The following is a 17650-nucleotide window of genomic DNA, read 5'->3' on the forward strand; positions in this document are numbered from 1 at the left end:
CGCGTCTTTTCGAGAGCCGCGGGGCGCTGTAGCACTTTAATTGGTTTAGGATTTCGCGGCCGGCTTTTCCACGTGGCCGCCGAAGCCCGCGCGCATTGCCGACAGCACCTTGTTGGCGAATTCGTCATTGTCGCGCGAGGAGAAACGGCCGTAGAGCGCAGCACTCAGCACCGGCGTCGGCACGCTTTCGTCAATTGCCGCCATGATCGTCCAGCGGCCTTCGCCGCTGTCCGAGACGCGGCCGGCATATTTCGAAAGTGCGGGATCGGCATGCAGCGCATCGGCGGTGAGATCGAGCAGCCAGGAGGTGATGACGCTGCCGCGGCGCCAGACTTCGGCGACATCCTGCAGGTTGAAGTCATATTGGAAATGTTCCGGATGAGCTAGCGGCGCGGTTTCCGCATCGGCCTCGTGCGAAGCAGCGCCGATATTGGCGTGTTTCAGGATATTGATACCTTCGGCATAGGCGGCCATCAGGCCGTATTCGATGCCGTTATGCACCATCTTGACGAAATGACCGGCACCATGCGGGCCACAATGCAGGTAACCCTGTTCCGCGGTGCTGACCGCAGCCGCTTCGGGGCTCCGGTTCGGCGAGGCTTCGGTCTTGCCGACGCCGGGCGCCAGCGTCGCGAAGATCGGGGAAAGGTGTTCAACGATGCCCTTCTCGCCGCCGATCATCAGGCAATAACCGCGCTCGAGGCCGAAGACGCCACCGCTGGTGCCGACATCGACATAGTGGATGCCCTTGGTGATGAGGTCGGCGCCGCGGCGGATATCGTCATGATAATAGGAGTTGCCGCCGTCGATGACGATATCGCCATTCTCAAGCAGCGGCACCAGGCTCGCCAGTACCTTGTCGACGATCGCCGCCGGCAGCATCAGCCAGATCGCGCGCGGATGGGCGAGCTTCGAGACGAATTCCGCGAGCGAAGCACTGCCGATCGCGCCGAGGCCTGCGAGCTCGGCAACGCTTTCCGGCCTTGCGTCGTAGACAACGCATTCGTGACCGCCTCGCATCAAGCGCTGGACCATATAATTGCCCATGCGGCCCAAACCAACCATGCCAAGCTGCATAATGAATCTCCTGGAAACCGAAATGAAGTATCGAATCCGGAAATTAGCACCCGCGGTGTGACAGGCAAGCGAAGTCTCGGTCATATTGACGAATGCGACTATTGCGCCTCGCGCACCAGATGCACGATACCGGCCGGATTGACGATCCAGGCGCCGCGCAGATCCTCCGGCAACGCCTCGATCGGATCGCAGCGAATGACACCTGCCGTTTCGAGATGCGCGGTAGCCCTCTCGAGATCCGGTGTCATCAACTCCAGCCAGAGTTCCGCCTGGCTCATCGCCGGCACCTCGTCGATCCAGAGCCGGATCGGCCCGAGAGCGAACAGCGCCGCATCACCTTCGCCGATCTGCTTGAGGCCGATGACATCGCGATAGAAGGCGACCGTCGCCTGATACTGGTGCAGCGGCACCTTCATCGCAATATCGACGCCGCCATAAAGAAGTTCCGTCATGACCTTTCTCCTCAAACGTCCGGCGCGCTGGCCGGCTCACCCTTCATTTCGCTGAGGAACATGCCTTCGCGCAGATTGATGCCATATTCGACGAAGGCCTTCATGCTGCAGAGCATCTGCGTCCAGCCTTCGCAGTTGAGATAGGTGCCGCGCCGGCCGGCCTCGTCCTCGCGCCAGCCGCTCTCGGCAATCGTCACCAGCGTGCCACCATCCTCCAGCGGCTTGAAGTCCATCTCCACCAGCGTCTTGTAGGTCGCCTTGTCTTCGCCAGTGCCGCCATCCCAGCGCAGGACGATGCGGCTTTCCGGCACCAGATCGACGACCTCGACCGGCGCATCCTTCCACCAGGTCACCGTCGTGCCCTTCACGAGCGGCGCGCTCGCTCCGCCGATCGTGGTGAAATAGCTGCTGAGTTTCTTCGGGTTGACGACGGCGTCGAAAACCTCTGCGACGGGGCGGCCGATACGGCCGGAAACGCGGATTCCAAGAGACATGACACTTCTCCTCTTCTCCATTGTGCCTGGCACCATTATGTTATAAAAATATAACATGTCAAGCGAATCAACCGACGACCCCGTTTTCAAGGCGCTGGCGCATCATCGCCGCCGCGAAATCCTCGATCTGCTCAAGGAGGGTCCCCGAACCACAGGGACCCTTTGCGAGATGTTTCCGCAGATGGATCGCTGTACGGTGATGCTGCATCTGAAGGTGCTGGAAGAGGCTGACCTGGTCATCGCCAGGAAGGAAGGCCGCGAGCGCTGGAACCACCTGAATAGCCTGCCGATCAAACACATCTATGACCGCTGGATCAGCGCCTATGCCGGCCATTCCTTGTCGATTCTCGACCGGCTGAAGGGCGACCTCGATGGGCAGCCCGAATAATGATCCAGCCGCCTAACAGCTTGCCGGCCGGTCAGCCGAAGCCTTATGCTGGCCAAAACGGCACGGGATCAGGCAAATGACGATATCGGGCGCCGGCTTACGCCGCATGCGGCTGCTGCGCAGCATGAAGCAGGAACATCTCGCCGAACTCGTCGGCGTCAACCAGGCGACGGTATCGCGCTGGGAGCGCGATCAGCTCGCTCTCTCGGGCGAACAGGCCATCAAACTGGAACGGATTTTCGCCTCCCCGCAATATGCAGCAGTCGATGCGGCGCTGAAGCGGCTGGTCGAGGATTCCGTCCGGCCGGTGCATCTGATCTGCGACCGCACCCACCGTCTGCTCTCCGCCTCTCGCCCACGACAGGCGGAGTGGCGGGCGCCGCTCGGCGCCTTTCTCGGCCGTTCTCTGTTCTCCTATGCCTCCGCCGAAATCGCCGCCACCGAGCAGTCGCTGGAGGAGCGCGGCTGGCATGAGGGCAGGCTCTCGTCGTTGACCCTCGATACCGGCGCCAACGGCAATGCGCTGCTGCCGATCGCCGCCGGCCGCGTGACCTGGGAACGGATCATGCTTTCCGACGGCAGCACCGGCCGCCTTGTTACGACCATCGGCTGAGCCTCAAGCTTTCCTGCACGCCCATGCATAATTTATGCGTTGTCTGAAAACCTTAGTCTTTATAGCGTCCGCCGCCGAACGGTCAGGAGACGATGTGATGACGATATTGGTAACGGGAAGTGCCGGCCATCTCGGAGAGGCGCTGATGCGAACCTTGAGGGCGGAAAGCCGCTGGGTGCGCGGCATCGATATCAAGCCCTCGGCTTTTACCGACATGGTCGGCTCGATCAATGATCGCGCCTTCGTCCGGCAGGCAATGTCAGGCATCAGCCACGTCATCCATGCCGCAACGCTGCACAAGCCGCATGTGGCAACCCACGGCAATTACGATTTCCTCGACACCAATATCGCCGGCACCCTCAGCCTGCTGGAAGAAGCGGTCGCCGCAGGCGTTGCAAGTTTCGTCTTCACCAGCACCACTAGCACCTTCGGCGCGGCATTGACGCCGGCTGCCGGCGAACCGGCGGCATGGGTGACCGAGGACGTGCTTCCCGTCGCGAAAAACATCTACGGCGTGACGAAACTCGCCGCCGAAGGTCTGTGCGAACTCTTCGCCCGCAAATCCGGCCTGCCGGTGGTCATTCTCAGAACGTCGCGCTTCTTCCCCGAAAACGACGACGATCCTGACATTCGCAACGGCTATTCGGCAGAGAATGCCCAGGCCAACGAGCTTCTTCACCGCCGCGTCGATATCAGCGACGTGGTCGGCGCCCATCTGCTGGCGCTCGAAAAGGCGCCGGCAATCGGCTTTGGCCGCTACATCATCTCCGCCACGACGCCGTTTTCGGCAAGTGATCTCGCCGCGATCCGGCGCGATGCGCCTCACGTCGTCGAACGACTGTTCCCAGGTGCAGGCGCCCTTTACGCATCACACGGCTGGAAGATGTTTCCTTCGCTCGACCGTGTCTATGTCAACGAACGCGCAAGACGGGAACTCGGCTGGCGGCCGCGATATGATTTCCGTTTCGTGCTTGATTGCCTGCGCGACAACAGGGAGTGGCGAAGCCCTTTGGCGCTGAATGTCGGCTCCAAGGGCTATCACGACGAGGTCTTCGCCGAAGGGCCGTACCCGGTATGCCAAGGACAAGACGACGATCGCCGCTGAGAGCGAAATCGTTGCTCTTTCCGACAAGAACCTTCCTGATGCTCGCTGTCGATCCGGCGTCTTCGCTGAAAATAGAAGGAAAGGGTGCGATCCACGACCACCGATGGATGTTTACGATCCTGGGTGCCTACAAACGTAGGTGGGCGCCGTGTGTCCAGGCCCACGGGCCTGGCCAGGGACAGCTCCCTTTGGATCGAGTATGGCCCCAGGGATTGTGGTTCCTGTCGAGAGGCGCAGACCGCATGCCGATATATAAGGTCGTTTGCGCCGACGCGCCAGTGGCAGCAGCAAGCCGTCCTTATTTAATTGAGATCAATTGAGTTCGGGGCGGACCGGCCGTTCAGCTTGTCGGTGATGCCGCGGATGCGGCTCGAAACCTCACTGAGCGCCGCGGCTAGGTTTTCCTCGGTGCGGGCGGTCGCCGCAAGCACCGTATCGCGGTTGCCGCGCAGCGACTCGAGCTCGGATTCCAATCCAGCGACGCGGCGCGTGAGTTCGGAAATTTCATCCACAACCATGATGCCGGCCATGACGGTGATCCTGAGATCGCCGATTTCCCCGAACTGATCCTTGAGATGGCCGACATAGCCGTCGAAGCGGTTGGCGAGATCGGTCAGGTGATCCTCCTGCCCTTCTTCGCAGGCCATACGATAGGCCTTGCCGTCGATCGTTACCGTCACCTGCGCCATGCCAAACTCTTTCTATCAGCGATCCAGAACCGCGCGGATCGTTTCCATGGCCGTCACCAGCCGCCGCGAGACCTCGCGATTGACCTCTTCCAGCCGGTTGGCGCGGAATTCGGCCTGGTCGAGCTCCTGCGCCAGCCGGGAGCGATCGGCATGCACGCGCCGCACCTCGCCCTCGATCTCGCCCTGCTCCCGCTGGCGCTCGACGCGCATGTCGACGGCGTTTTCGAGGCTCGAAATCGCCTGTCTCAGCTCGTTGAGCGCTGCTTCCATGGTTTTGCCTGTGGGCATCATGCCTTTCCGATTCCCGCGCAGGATCCGCGAATCGGCGCTCCGCACCGATCCTGTGATTTCAAGAGGATATGCCGCTCGTAAACGGCCCGTCAATAAATCCCGTCACCTGCCCACCGGCCTATCCTGTGGATGAGCGTTTTACACATGCCCGTCACATCAGATTCGTCATTTGTACAATCGCGCGATCAAATGTCAAAAATCGCCGCTGCACGCCCGGATTTGGCCTGCCATTTATTGACTTGCCCGTCCCAACTGCTATGTCTCTGCCGCTTTCACTCGATGGTCTTGGAGGCTCGAGGCCATCCCCCGACACCCGGAACTTGCGGAAAAGCCATGACCTCTCCCGAACAACACGACCGGATGGCGAATGCGATCCGTTTTCTCGCCATGGACGCCGTTGAAAAGGCGAACTCCGGCCACCCGGGCATGCCGATGGGCATGGCTGACGTGGCGACGGTCCTGTTCACCAAATATCTGAAGTTCGATCCGAAGAAGCCACACTGGCCGAACCGCGATCGCTTCGTGCTGTCGGCAGGCCATGGCTCGATGCTGCTTTATTCGCTGCTTTATCTGACCGGCTACCCTGACATGACGATCGAGGATCTGAAGCAGTTCCGTCAGCTCGGCTCGAAGACCGCCGGCCATCCGGAATACGGTCATGCGACCGGCATCGAAACGACGACCGGTCCGCTCGGCCAGGGTATCGCCAATTCCGTCGGCATGGCGATTGCCGAACGCAAGCTGCGCGAGGAGTTCGGCTCCGATCTCCAGGATCACTATACCTATGCGATCTGCGGCGACGGCTGCCTGATGGAAGGCATCAGCCACGAAGCCATCGCGCTCGCCGGCCATCTGAAGCTCAACAAGCTCGTCCTGTTCTGGGACAATAACTCGATCACCATCGACGGCGCCGTCTCGCTGTCGGATTCCACCGACCAGGTCGCCCGCTTCAAGGCCGTTCACTGGAACACGATCGAGATCGACGGTCATGATCAGGCCGCCATCGCCGCCGCGATCGAAGCTGCCCACAAGTCCGACCGCCCGACCTTCATCGCCTGCAAGACGATCATCGGCTTTGGCGCCCCGAACAAGGCCGGTACCCACAAAGTCCACGGCAACCCGCTCGGCGCCGAGGAAATCGCCGCCACCCGCAAGGCGCTGAACTGGGAAGCAGAAGCCTTCGTCATCCCCCCGGACGTCCTTGACAGCTGGCGTGCAGCCGGCGCCCGCTCCGTCGAGCTCGTCAAGTCTTGGGAAGACGGCCTCGCCAAGGCTCCGGCCCGGGCTGAGTTCACCCGCCGCATGGCAGGCGAGCTGCCGGAAGGTTTCGACGCCGCGATCAGCGCATACAAGAAGAAGCTCGCCGAGACCAAGCCGACTGTTGCGACCCGCAAGGCTTCGGAAGACGCGCTCGAGGTCATCAATGGCTTCCTCCCGGAAACGCTCGGCGGCTCCGCCGATCTGACGCCGTCGAACAACACCAAGACCAGCCAGATGCATTCGATCACCCCGACGGATTTCGCCGGTCGTTACATGCATTGGGGCATCCGCGAGCATGGCATGGCGTCTGCCATGAACGGCATTGCGCTGCATGGCGGCCTCATCCCCTATAGCGGCGGCTTCCTGATCTTCTCGGATTATTGCCGCCCGCCGATCCGCCTTGCTTCGCTGATGGGCATCCGCGTCATTCACGTCCTGACGCATGACTCGATCGGCGTCGGCGAAGACGGCCCGACGCACCAGCCGGTCGAACAGCTCGCCGGTCTGCGCGCCATCCCGAACCTGATGGTCTTCCGTCCGGCCGACGCCACCGAGACGGCGGAATGCTGGCAGATCGCTATCAAGACACACAACCGTCCTTCAGGCCTTGCTCTAACGCGTCAGAACCTCACGGCGGCCCGCACCGAATACAGCGAAAAGAACCTCTGCGAACAGGGCGCCTACACGCTGGCCGGCAATGCCGACGCCAAGGTGACGATCTTTGCTTCCGGCTCGGAAGTCGAAATCGCCGTTGCGGTGCGTAACGCACTCGAAGCCAAGGGCGTCACCGTCCGCGTCGTATCGGTTCCCTGCACGGAACTGTTCTTCGAGCAGCCGGAAGCCTATCGCAAGGAAATTCTCGGCAACTCGCCGGTCAAGATCGCCGTCGAAGCCGCCGTTCGCGAAGGCTGGGATGCGTTCATTGGACCGGAAGGTACCTTTATCGGCATGAAGAGCTTCGGCGCTTCCGGCCCGGTCAAGGAAGTTTACAAGCATTTCGGCATCACCGCCGACGCCGTCGTTGCGGCCGCCGAAGCAAAGCTTTAATGAGGGCGCCTTGAGGCGCTCTCCATCTCCTCAATTCCAGGCCCTCGCTATCGGGCCCTACTCTATCGGGAGTGAATGAACATGACAGTCAAGGTTGCCATCAACGGTTTCGGCCGCATCGGCCGCAACGTCCTTCGCGCCATCGTCGAATCCGGCCGCACCGACATCGAAGTCGTCGCCATCAACGATCTCGGCCCGGTTGAAACCAACGCCCACCTGCTGCGCTACGACTCGATCCACGGCCGCTTCCCGGCAACGGTGAAGGTCGAGGGCGACACGATTATCGTCGGCAACGGCAAGCCGATCAAGGTCACGGCGATCAAGGATCCGGCAACGCTCCCGCACCGCGAACTCGGCGTCGACATCGCGATGGAATGCACCGGCATCTTCACCGCCCGCGACAAGGCTGCCGCTCACCTGACGGCCGGCGCCAAACGCGTCATCGTCTCGGCGCCTGCCGATGGTGCCGACCTCACGGTCGTCTTCGGCGTCAACCATGACCAGCTCACCAAGGAGCACTTGGTTATCTCCAACGCGTCCTGCACCACCAACTGCCTGGTGCCGGTCGTGAAGGTTCTCGACGACGCCGTCGGCATTGACCACGGCTTCATGACGACCATCCACTCCTACACCGGCGACCAGCCGACGCTCGACACGATGCACAAGGACCTGTATCGCGCCCGCGCTGCTGCCCTCTCGATGATCCCGACCTCGACGGGTGCAGCCAAGGCAGTCGGCCTCGTTCTGCCGCATCTGAAAGGCAAGCTCGACGGCACCTCGATCCGCGTTCCGACCCCGAACGTTTCGGTCGTCGACTTCAAGTTCGTCTCCAAGAAGGCGACCAGCGTTGGCGAAATCAACGAAGCCATCATGGCTGCTGCAAACGGCAAGCTGAAGGGTATCCTCGGCTACACCGACGAGCCGCTCGTCTCCCGTGACTTCAACCACGACAGCCACTCCTCAATCCTCGCAACCGATCAGACCAAGGTCATGGAAGGCAACTTCGTGCGCGTCCTGTCCTGGTACGACAACGAGTGGGGCTTCTCCAGCCGCATGTCCGACACGGCAGTCGCTTTCGCCAAGCTCATCTGAGCGCTCTTGAGGCATCGACATGCAAGCGGCCCGGGAAACCGGGCCGCTTTTTGTTGCCGTGCCTCCAAACGAAGCCAGCTTTCCCGCACTGGCATCTTTTCGCCCATTGCCTGGAAGAGATCTGTTAGAATACGTCACCCTGGACATTCCAAAATGCCCAGTTTCCTCACGCCGCATCGGCCACCGGCCAGGTACGGAACGCCAATACCGTGCGGTAGCACTGTCGCCCGCATGAAAATGAGAGAGATGGATGGATTACTTTACCGTTGAAATCGCCGGCCGCGCCGTTGCCAGTTTTCGCTCGGAAAATCACGAGGAAGCGACGCATTTCTTCGAGGCTGAAGACTTTCGCGACGATCTGACCGTCCTGGAATCCGAAGGCAAACCTCTTTGGGACCGCAAAGCGGCCCTGAGCTTGCGCAAGGCAACGGCCGAGGAAGCAAGTGAAGTCGAGCACGCCTATGAATTCGACGACGATCCCGAACGGACGATCGAGGACGAGTTCGTCGTGTTCCTGGTCCCGGTCGAGGATCTGACCGACGAGGGCGAGGACACAGAAGACTGAGCGCCAATCCGCACCGGTTTCGAAGCCATATCGAAGCGACGAATTCGATAGGCTTCGCTGCACGGGTTGGCAATCCGCTGGGCAAGCGTGCTAGATTGAGGAAATGCGCAGCACTGCACAATGGCTAAAATGAGCCAAGTGGAGGTGATAAATGGCAGAGGCACAAAAACGCTTGTCCCAAACCACCCTCAAACGGCGGCAACGGTTTCACCCCAAGCGGGACGTCAGACCTGCCGTGTTGGCAAAGGCTAATCGTCTGGTCATCTGGGTTGCCGCGTTCATTGGCCTCTCGTTTCTCGCCATCGTCATACTTCAGGAAGTGTTGGGATAACAGAGCAAGGCCCCGGCCGGCCGCTTCCGGCACAACCGACAGCCGGCTGCTCTCGCTGGGCGGCCGGCATGTCCACCCGATATCGAAATATCTCAGCGCTCATTTCCCCCCCTCCGCATCCGCGCCTGCAATCCATTCTTCCCGTCATCGGACAAGGCAAACGGGCCGGGTGAAAGGAGGAGCGTGTCTTATTCTGTTGCCATTCGCAGATACCGGCAGGAAAAATCCATGCCTGTCTTTTTTGCCCTGCTCTTGCCTGATTTTCCTATACATTCCTTATAGAGAATTTCTCCCGTAGCATTCCGTGTCGGTTGGCCGTCCGGCAGCCGTTCAGCAGCATGAAGCAGCATCGCGACGAGGTTAAGCCGCAAGGCCTACCCTTCTCTGACGTTTTGCCGTTTACTGACGGATCGCCGCGTGTGACGGAGGGGTTGAATAGAGGCGGATCGGCCGGGGCGGCTGTGTTCGCGAAGAAGTCGATGGAAAGGGGTGGGCATGGAAGCGTTCTATATCGTGGTGCTGGTTTCGACGGCGCTCGTGCTTCTTGCCGCATTTTCGAGCCTGCTCGCCTTCCGCTTCGGCGCCCCCCTGCTGCTGCTCTTCCTGATGATCGGCCTTGCTGCCGGCGTCGATGGCCTCGGCATCGAGTTCAGCAACAATTATCTCGCCTATATTCTCGGCTCCATCGCGCTGGCCATCATCCTCTTCGATTCCGGCTTCGGCACGCCGATGCAGGCCTTCCGGCTGGCGGCCGTGCCCTCTCTGGCGCTCGCCTCGGTCGGTGTGCTGATCACCGCCTCGCTCTTTGCTTTCGCAGCGATGTGGCTTTTGAATTTCACCTGGCTGGAAGGACTGCTGCTCGGCTCGATCGTCGCGTCGACGGATGCCGCCGCCGTCTTCTTCCTGTTGCGCATCGGCGGCATCAACATCCGCGACAAGGTGCGCTCGACGCTGGAAGTCGAATCCGGCACCAACGACCCAATGGCAATCTTCCTCACCATCGCCCTCGTCGAGGTGCTGGCGAGCGGCGAGCGTTATGCCGGCATCAATATCGGTATGCTCGCCATGTTCGTGCAGCAGATGGGCCTCGGCGTCATTCTCGGCCTGCTCGGCGGCATGATGATCGTGCTGATCGTCAGCAAGCTCGATACCGATCGCGGCCTGACGCCGATCTTCGTGCTGGCGCTCGCTCTTCTCGTCTTCTCCTTCACCGGCGCGGTCGGCGGCAGCGGCTTCCTCGCCGTCTATGTCGCCGGCATCTACGCCGGAAACCGGAAGATGCAGGCGATCGGCACCATCAAGCGCTTCCAGGACGGCATGACCTGGCTGGCGCAGATCATCATGTTCCTGGTGCTCGGCCTGCTCGCCACGCCGTCGCAATTCCCTGTCATCATCGTGCCGGCCATCCTGCTCGCCCTCTTCCTGATCTTCGTCGCCCGGCCGTTGGCGATCTGGCTGTCGCTGCTTCCCTTCGATTACACGCAGCAGGAAATCGGCTTCGTTGCCTGGGTCGGCCTGCGCGGCGCCGTCTCCATCCTGCTTGCCATCATGCCCATCCTCGGCGGGCTTGAGAACGGCCAGATCTATTTCAATACCGCCTTCATCATCGTGCTGGTCTCGCTGCTCCTCCAGGGCTGGACGATCAAACCCGTCGCCAAGAAGCTCGGGCTGATCATTCCGCCGCGCATCGGCGCCGTCGACAAGGTCGAGGTCGACCTGCCGGGCGCAGCCAACCACGAACTGCTCTCCTACCGCGTCATCAAGGATAGCCCGGTGCTGCGCGGCGAGCGCATTCCGCGCTGGGCGACACCCTCGCTCGTCATCCGCGACGGCAAGTCGATGCGTTATCAATATGCCGGGCGGCTGCGCGAGCACGATCTCGTCTACCTCTTCATCGTGCCGAGCTATTCCCGCCTGCTCGACCGGCTCTTCGCCAGCCGGGCGCCTGTTGATGACGACGATGCCGAATTCTTCGGGGCCTTCGCGCTCTCTCCCGCCCGCCCCGCCGCCGATCTCGACGCCGCCTATGGCCCCGGCCTGCTCAACGAATCCGAAAAGGGCCTGACGATCGCCGAATTGATGCGCCAGCGTCTCGGCGGCAAGGCCGACTATGCTGACCGCGTCCGCCTCGGCTCGATCATCCTCATCGTCCGCGATCTCGACGAGCACGATCACATCACCTCCGTCGGCATGTCGCTCGAAGCAGTCGAACCGGCAATTACGCTGCCGATCTTCCTCAATCTCAAGGACATCATCCAGCGCATCCGCGACCGGTTGAACGGACGCCGGAACCGGGAAACCGCAGCTTCCGAAAGCACACCGAAACCACCGGCCGGACGCCACGAAGGCACACGCGAAAACGGCCGCTGAACGCCTTGCGTCTCGAATGATCCTTGCTATGTTCGGCGCAACTTTCGCCAACCACGACAGGATCCTCCCCATGCCTTCTTTCAAGACCCTCGACGATCTTTCCGACATCCGCGGCAAGCGCGTTCTCGTCCGCGTCGACCTCAATGTCCCGGTGAAAGACGGCAAGGTCACCGATACGACGCGCATCGAGCGTGTGGCGCCGACGATCCTCGAATTGTCCGAAAAAGGTGCCAAGGTGATCCTGCTCGCCCATTTTGGCCGGCCGAAGGATGGCCCTTCGCCGGATCTGTCGCTGTCGTTGATCGCCCCTTCCGTCGAGGAAGTGCTTGATCATGCCGTGCTGACGGCCTCCGACTGCATCGGCGAAGCCGCCGCCTCCGCCGTCGCCGCGATGAATGACGGCGACATCCTGCTTCTGGAAAACACCCGCTTCCACAAGGGCGAGGAAAAGAACGACCCCGACTTCACCAACGCGCTTGCCGCCAACGGCGACATCTACGTCAACGACGCCTTTTCGGCCGCCCACCGCGCCCATGCCTCGACCGAAGGTCTTGCCCACCACCTGCCGGCCTATGCCGGCCGCACCATGCAGGCCGAGCTGGAAGCGTTGGAAAAGGGCCTCGGTGATCCCGCTCGCCCCGTCGTCGCGATTGTCGGCGGCGCCAAGGTCTCCACCAAGATCGACCTGTTGATGAACCTCGTGAAGAAGGTCGATGCGCTCGTCATCGGCGGCGGCATGGCCAATACCTTCATCGCCGCCCGCGGCACCAATGTCGGCAAGTCGCTCTGCGAACATGATCTCGCCGAGACCGCCAAGCAGATCATGATCGAGGCCGCCACCGCCGGCTGCGCCATCATCCTGCCGGAGGATGGCGTGATCGCTCGCGAGTTCAAGGCGGGTGCCGCCAACGAGACGGTCGATATCAACGCCATTCCTGCCGATGCCATGGTGCTCGATGTCGGCCCGAAATCCGTTGAGGCCATCAATGCCTGGATCGAGCGCGCCGCAACCCTGGTCTGGAACGGCCCGCTTGGTGCCTTCGAGATCGAACCCTTCGATGCTGCAACGGTCGCTGCCGCGAAATATGCTGCTGGGCGCACCGTAGCCGGCAAGCTCGCCTCCGTTGCCGGCGGCGGCGATACCGTCTCGGCGCTCAACCATGCCGGCGTTGCCGACGATTTCACCTATGTCTCGACCGCCGGCGGCGCCTTCCTCGAATGGATGGAAGGCAAAGAGCTTCCCGGCGTCGCCGTCCTCAACGCCGCCGGATAGTCGGCGCGAGTGATTCCGCAGATTTTACATGCGGATAGACCGTGGAAGAAAAACAGCTTCCGCGGTCTTTTGCTCAGATGATGAAAAAAATCCCAAATTTTCAAACGATTGAATTGGATTCAATCGTTTCAATGACTTAGCCTTCCATTTTCCTCGCTATCAACTTCTGTTATCCGCGTTCTATATTCCTCAAGTGCCGATGTTTATTGTTGTGGAGAGAACGAAATGAGCGAACGACTGGAAGACATTGCAGTGCAGATGGTTGCGGGCGGCCGGGGGCTGCTCGCCGCCGATGAATCGACCTCCACCATCAAGAAGCGTTTCGACACGATCAACCTCGAATCGACCGAAACGAGCCGGCGGGACTACCGGGAGATGCTCTTCCGTTCCGACGAGGCGATGAAAAAATATATCTCCGGCGTCATCCTCTTCGAAGAGACGTTGTTCCAAAAGGCCGCGGACGGCACGCCCTTCGTCGATATCATCCGCGCAGCCGGCGCCATCCCCGGTATCAAGGTCGATACCGGCGCCAAGCCGATGGCCAAATATCCCGCTGAAACCATCACCGAAGGCCTCGACGGCCTCGGCGAGCGCCTCGCCAGATATTATGAAGCCGGCGCCCGCTTCGCCAAGTGGCGCGGCGTCATCGCCATCTCGTCAACCTTGCCGACCCGCGGTTCCGTCCGCGCCAACGCTCAGGCGCTTGCTCGTTATGCCGCACTTTGCCAGGAAGCCGGGATCGTTCCGATCGTCGAGCCGGAATGCCTGATGGACGGCAAACCGGGCGACCACAATATCGACCGCTGCGCCGAAGTGACCGAATCCACGCTGCGCATCGTTTTCGAGGAACTGGCCGATGCCCGTGTCAACCTCGAAGGCATGATCCTCAAGCCGAACATGGTGATCGACGGCAAGAACGCCCGCAAGGCCTCGGTCGCGGAAGTTGCCGAACGCACCGTCAAGGTACTGAAGGCGACGGTTCCGCCCGCTGTTCCCGGCATCGCCTTCCTCTCCGGTGGCCAGACGACCGAAGAAGCGACAGCCCATCTTTCGGCGATCAATGCCAGCGGCGACCTGCCGTGGTTCGTCACCTTCTCCTACGGCCGCGCCCTGCAGGACAGCGCGCTCCGGGCCTGGAACGGCAAGCAGGAAAACGTCGCTGCCGGCCAACGCGAATTCACCCACCGCGCCGAGATGAACAGCCTCGCCGCCAAGGGCAACTGGAAGAAAGACCTGGAAAAGGCCGCCTGAGCTTTTGGAGCTTTGAACTAATGGGCAGAGAGCGGCGAACGCAGCTTCCTGCCCTCTCTCCTTCCCTCTCATTGTCACGGCGACAAGAAACCGCTTCGTTCCGCGAAAAACCGTGATTACTCATAGCGCCCTGTCACAACGGGAGTCGCCATGAACACCCTCTCCTACGTCACCGTCGATGTCTTCACCTCCACCCGCTTCGAGGGCAATCCGCTTGCCGTCATCTCCGATGCGCGCAGTCTGAGCGATGCGGCGATGCAAAAGATCGCCACCGAGTTCAATTATTCCGAAGTCACCTTCGTCCTGCCGCCGGAAAACCCGCAAAATTCCGCCCGCGTGCGCATCTTCACCCCGACGATGGAAATACCCTTTGCCGGACATCCGAACGTCGGCACCGCCTATGTGCTCGGCCAGCAGGCGGAGATTTTCGGCAAGCCGGTCGGCGATACGCTGCGTTTCGAAGAAAAGGCCGGCATCGTCGAAGTCAGCCTGAAACGCAGCGGCGGAAAGGTTGCTGCTGCCGCCATCCGCGCGCCGCAGCCGCTGACGATCGGCGACACCATCGCCGCGGAAACCATCGCCGGCTGCGTCTCGCTCGACCCCGGTGTCATCGTCAGCACCACCCATGCCCCGGTCTTTGCATCCGTCGGCCTGAATTTCGCCGTTGCAGAAGTGAACGGTCTCGAGGCGCTGGCCGCCGTCCGCCCAAACCTTGCCGGGTTCCAGGCAGCTGCTGGCCGTCAGGCGACGAGCGGCCACGACTTCTCGCTCTTCCTCTATGTGAGGACAGCCGAAAATCCGTGGAATATTCGCGCCCGCATGTTCGCGCCCCTCGACAACGTGCCCGAAGATCCGGCAACGGGCAGCGCGTCAGCGGCGCTTGGTGCCTATCTCGTCTCGCTTGCGCCGGAGGCCGATATGAACGCCCGCATCACCATTGAACAGGGCGTCGAAATGGGCCGCCGCAGCGTCATCACCCTTGATGTCGTGAAATCCGACGGCATCGTCACCGATGTCGTCATCTCGGGAGGCTGCGTTTCCGTCATGCGCGGAGAAATTAGCTTGCAAGACTGACAGTCGCAGCTCGGACCGTACCCCTGCGCTAGAGGTAGTCCGGGGCTATATCAGGAAATCGCGCGAAAGCAGAGCCACTGCCCAGACGGCGAACGCGATCAGCGCGAGCTTCCAGAAATCCATTCGCCGCCTGAGGCCGGGAAGCCCGAGCGGCTTGATCACTTGTATCGCCATGGCAAGGATGAGCAGCAAGGCTATCAGCTTTGTCATGCTTTATTTTTTCCGTTTTTCGGAATGTCACAGGACGGACATTTTTCCGCGCGAACAAGAGGATCTCGACACGCCGTAAAGACATTCCGGGGCACAATCAATCATCTTGAGGCTGGGCTGACGCAGGTCCTGCCTTATGTCATTGCAAATCGCTAAGACCGAGTCTGGGGAAATGAAGAGAAATCTGCTGTCCGTCGCCGCGCTGCTCTTTGGCACGCTCTTCCTTTTCATGGGCAACGGCCTGCAGGGCATCCTGCTTCCGGTGCGCGGCAATCTCGAAGGCTACGGAACGACGACGCTTGGCCTGCTCGGCACCTCATGGGCCGGGGGCTTCGTCATCGGCTGCCTGGTTGCGCCGAAGATCGTGCGCCGCGTCGGCCATGTGCGTGCCTTTTCCGGCTTCATCTCGATCATCGCCATCATTGCGCTGGTCAGCGGCATCATCATCGATCCGATCTGGTGGGTGGTCCTGCGCGCCGTCACCGGCTTCTCCACCGCCGGCACGTCGATGATCATCGAAAGCTGGCTGAATGAGCGCGCCAGCAACGAGAGCCGCGGCGCGATCTTCTCGCTCTATATCGGCATCACACTCATCGGCGTCGTCGGCGGCCAGATGATGATCCCGCTCGAGGATGTGCGCACACCGGTGCTGTTCATGATCTGCGGCATCTTCTATTGCATCGCCATGCTGCCGACGACGCTGTCGACCGCCGCTTCGCCGCAGCCGCTGAAGGCGGTGCGCCTCGATCTGCCGGCGCTCTATCGCAATTCGCCGGTCTCCTGCCTCGGTATTCTGCTCGTCGGTATCGCCAACGGTGCCTACGGCACGCTCGGCGCCGTCTTCGGCGCCGGCGCCGGCCTGTCCGACACCAGCATCGCCGTCATGATGAGCGCCACCATCTTCGCCGGGGCGGTGATGCAGCTGCCGGCCGGCCGGCTTTCCGATCGCATCGACCGGCGTTACGTGCTCGCCGCCATGTCGGGGATCGCCGCCCTTGCTGGCCTGCTGATCTTCTTGCTCCACCCGACGTCCCCCGCTTTGCTGATCGGGCTCGTCGTCCTTTACGGCGCAGTGGCAAATACGCTCTATCCGATCGCCGTCGCCCACGCGAACGACTTCGCGGCGTCAGAGGATTTCGTCAAGGTCTCCGGCGGCCTGCTGCTGCTCTATGGCATCGGCACGGTGATCGGCCCGACGCTCAGCGGTCCCGTCATGTCGGCGATCACGCCGCATGCGCTTTTCCTCGTCACCGCCATCGCCCATGTGCTGATCACCGTTTATGCCATCATCAGGAGCCGCATCCGGGCCGCGGTCCCCGCCAGCGACCGCGACGCCTACACGACGATCCCGACCGGCACCTCGGCGATCCTGACACCGCAAAGCATGTCGCTTGCCGATCGCGGCGCCGGCAAACCTTTCGAAACCGGAAAGTCTCCCGAAAGCGACGATCCTGCTGTAAAGTTTGGTTAGGCAGCGAACGGAGGACGAACCATGAGCTTCATCGATGATGACCGGCCGCAGAAGAAAGTCGCCCACGAGATCGGCGCCGATCTCTCCATGCTTTCGGTCGACGAATTGAAGGCGCGGGTGGAATTGCTGAAGACGGAGATCGCCCGTCTCGAGGCCGAGGCCGCCCGCAAAGCCTCCGGGCGGCAGGCGGCGGAAAGCTTCTTCCGCTCGTGACCCGATAAAAACCCCGAAAAACAAGGCTATAGGCGGATGAAATAGCCCGCCTCAAGTCTTAATCCGGCACAATATTAATAAAATATTAAGCTTTATAAGGTATTACTGTATTCATCCGGATTTCCTCTGGATCTCAGACAGTTTTCCAAGCGGTGAATTGGTCTGATTTTTCTCCCTGTTTTACCTTGAGAGCCGCGTTTGCGGCTCTTCTTTTTCCTATGGCCGGCGCACTTCCACGAAACTGTGGAGATTAACCCTTTCTTAAGAAACGGCTTGCGCATTTGGGCTAATGATACCATCTTAAAGTCATAAAGACCCGGCCTGGAAACTTTTCCATCGGAACCGGCGTTACCTGAATATATGTAGCTGCGTGCGAACAGGGAC

General features: G+C 61.1%; 19 protein-coding genes and 1 other RNA gene. 13 read left to right on the forward strand and 7 right to left on the reverse strand.

Annotated elements, in window-relative coordinates:
• Positions 1 to 45 precede the first annotated feature (45 nt).
• The 3 genes from gnd to BA011_RS16075 form a co-directional block, all read right to left on the reverse strand.
• Positions 46 to 1077, reverse strand: a complete 1032-nt coding sequence (gene gnd / locus BA011_RS16065) for a phosphogluconate dehydrogenase (NAD(+)-dependent, decarboxylating) (protein WP_065281189.1) — start codon at positions 1075 to 1077, stop codon at positions 46 to 48.
• A 98-nt stretch (positions 1078 to 1175) separates the two neighbouring features.
• A complete protein-coding gene (locus tag BA011_RS16070; protein ID WP_065281190.1) occupies positions 1176 to 1529 on the reverse strand; it encodes a glyoxalase/bleomycin resistance/dioxygenase family protein in 354 nt (117 codons plus the stop codon).
• Between the two features lie 11 nt (positions 1530 to 1540).
• Positions 1541 to 2023 (reverse strand): SRPBCC domain-containing protein, encoded by a 483-nt coding sequence (locus BA011_RS16075; RefSeq protein ID WP_027668254.1) that lies wholly within the window; start codon positions 2021 to 2023, stop codon positions 1541 to 1543.
• Between the two features lie 55 nt (positions 2024 to 2078).
• On the opposite strand from BA011_RS16075, the gene BA011_RS16080 reads away from it, so the two are divergent.
• From BA011_RS16080 to BA011_RS16090, 3 genes are all read left to right on the forward strand, one after another.
• Positions 2079 to 2411, forward strand: coding sequence for an ArsR/SmtB family transcription factor (locus BA011_RS16080; protein WP_027668253.1), 333 nt, complete (start codon positions 2079 to 2081; stop codon positions 2409 to 2411).
• A 76-nt stretch (positions 2412 to 2487) separates the two neighbouring features.
• Positions 2488 to 3024, forward strand: a complete 537-nt coding sequence (locus BA011_RS16085) for a helix-turn-helix transcriptional regulator (RefSeq protein WP_065281191.1) — start codon at positions 2488 to 2490, stop codon at positions 3022 to 3024.
• A 97-nt stretch (positions 3025 to 3121) separates the two neighbouring features.
• Positions 3122 to 4129 carry an NAD-dependent epimerase/dehydratase family protein gene (locus BA011_RS16090; protein WP_065281192.1) on the forward strand — a complete coding sequence of 336 codons (1008 nt, stop codon included), beginning with the start codon at positions 3122 to 3124 and terminating at the stop codon, positions 4127 to 4129.
• Positions 4130 to 4213: 84 nt separating this feature from the next.
• Here BA011_RS16090 and ssrS read toward each other — a convergent pair.
• The 3 genes from ssrS to BA011_RS16105 form a co-directional block, all read right to left on the reverse strand.
• Positions 4214 to 4372: non-coding RNA, 6S RNA (gene ssrS / locus BA011_RS16095), on the reverse strand.
• Positions 4373 to 4431: 59 nt separating this feature from the next.
• Positions 4432 to 4818, reverse strand: coding sequence for a cell division protein ZapA (locus BA011_RS16100; RefSeq protein WP_065281193.1), 387 nt, complete (start codon positions 4816 to 4818; stop codon positions 4432 to 4434).
• Positions 4819 to 4833: 15 nt separating this feature from the next.
• The gene (locus BA011_RS16105) at positions 4834 to 5109 is read right to left on the reverse strand and encodes a DUF4164 domain-containing protein (RefSeq protein WP_012758879.1); all 276 of its coding nucleotides are present in this window, start codon (positions 5107 to 5109) and stop codon (positions 4834 to 4836) included.
• Between the two features lie 333 nt (positions 5110 to 5442).
• Here BA011_RS16105 and tkt point away from each other — a divergent pair, with 333 nt between their 5' ends.
• The 8 genes from tkt to BA011_RS16145 all read left to right on the forward strand — a co-directional run bounded on the left by tkt (position 5443) and on the right by BA011_RS16145 (position 15372).
• A complete protein-coding gene (gene tkt, locus BA011_RS16110) occupies positions 5443 to 7416 on the forward strand; it encodes a transketolase (protein WP_065281194.1) in 1974 nt (657 codons plus the stop codon).
• Between the two features lie 81 nt (positions 7417 to 7497).
• The gene (gene gap, locus BA011_RS16115; protein WP_024323244.1) at positions 7498 to 8508 is read left to right on the forward strand and encodes a type I glyceraldehyde-3-phosphate dehydrogenase; all 1011 of its coding nucleotides are present in this window, start codon (positions 7498 to 7500) and stop codon (positions 8506 to 8508) included.
• A gap of 250 nt (positions 8509 to 8758) precedes the next feature.
• The gene (locus tag BA011_RS16120; RefSeq protein WP_065281195.1) at positions 8759 to 9073 is read left to right on the forward strand and encodes a hypothetical protein; all 315 of its coding nucleotides are present in this window, start codon (positions 8759 to 8761) and stop codon (positions 9071 to 9073) included.
• A 151-nt stretch (positions 9074 to 9224) separates the two neighbouring features.
• Positions 9225 to 9404, forward strand: coding sequence for a hypothetical protein (locus BA011_RS16125; protein ID WP_065281196.1), 180 nt, complete (start codon positions 9225 to 9227; stop codon positions 9402 to 9404).
• Between the two features lie 495 nt (positions 9405 to 9899).
• Positions 9900 to 11774, forward strand: a complete 1875-nt coding sequence (locus BA011_RS16130) for a potassium/proton antiporter (RefSeq protein WP_065281197.1) — start codon at positions 9900 to 9902, stop codon at positions 11772 to 11774.
• A 70-nt stretch (positions 11775 to 11844) separates the two neighbouring features.
• Positions 11845 to 13047 (forward strand): phosphoglycerate kinase, encoded by a 1203-nt coding sequence (locus BA011_RS16135; RefSeq protein WP_186806444.1) that lies wholly within the window; start codon positions 11845 to 11847, stop codon positions 13045 to 13047.
• Between the two features lie 225 nt (positions 13048 to 13272).
• On the forward strand, positions 13273 to 14298 hold the full coding sequence (locus tag BA011_RS16140) for a class I fructose-bisphosphate aldolase (protein ID WP_065281199.1): 1026 nt from the start codon (positions 13273 to 13275) through the stop codon (positions 14296 to 14298).
• A gap of 150 nt (positions 14299 to 14448) precedes the next feature.
• Complete coding sequence (locus BA011_RS16145) at positions 14449 to 15372, forward strand: PhzF family phenazine biosynthesis protein (protein ID WP_065281200.1); 924 nt, start codon at positions 14449 to 14451, stop codon at positions 15370 to 15372.
• Between the two features lie 45 nt (positions 15373 to 15417).
• Here BA011_RS16145 and BA011_RS44335 read toward each other — a convergent pair whose 3' ends face one another.
• Positions 15418 to 15582 carry a hypothetical protein gene (locus tag BA011_RS44335; RefSeq protein WP_186806445.1) on the reverse strand — a complete coding sequence of 55 codons (165 nt, stop codon included), beginning with the start codon at positions 15580 to 15582 and terminating at the stop codon, positions 15418 to 15420.
• A 172-nt stretch (positions 15583 to 15754) separates the two neighbouring features.
• Between BA011_RS44335 and BA011_RS16150 the strand changes: the two genes are divergently transcribed.
• Positions 15755 to 17053, forward strand: coding sequence for an MFS transporter (locus BA011_RS16150; RefSeq protein WP_065281201.1), 1299 nt, complete (start codon positions 15755 to 15757; stop codon positions 17051 to 17053).
• A gap of 21 nt (positions 17054 to 17074) precedes the next feature.
• Complete coding sequence (locus BA011_RS16155) at positions 17075 to 17266, forward strand: DUF1192 domain-containing protein (RefSeq protein ID WP_003542803.1); 192 nt, start codon at positions 17075 to 17077, stop codon at positions 17264 to 17266.
• The last annotated feature ends 384 nt before the right edge of the window (positions 17267 to 17650 follow it).

Source organism: Rhizobium leguminosarum, assembly GCF_001679785.1.
In the GTDB taxonomy this organism is placed as follows: Bacteria; Pseudomonadota; Alphaproteobacteria; order Rhizobiales; family Rhizobiaceae; genus Rhizobium; species Rhizobium leguminosarum_R.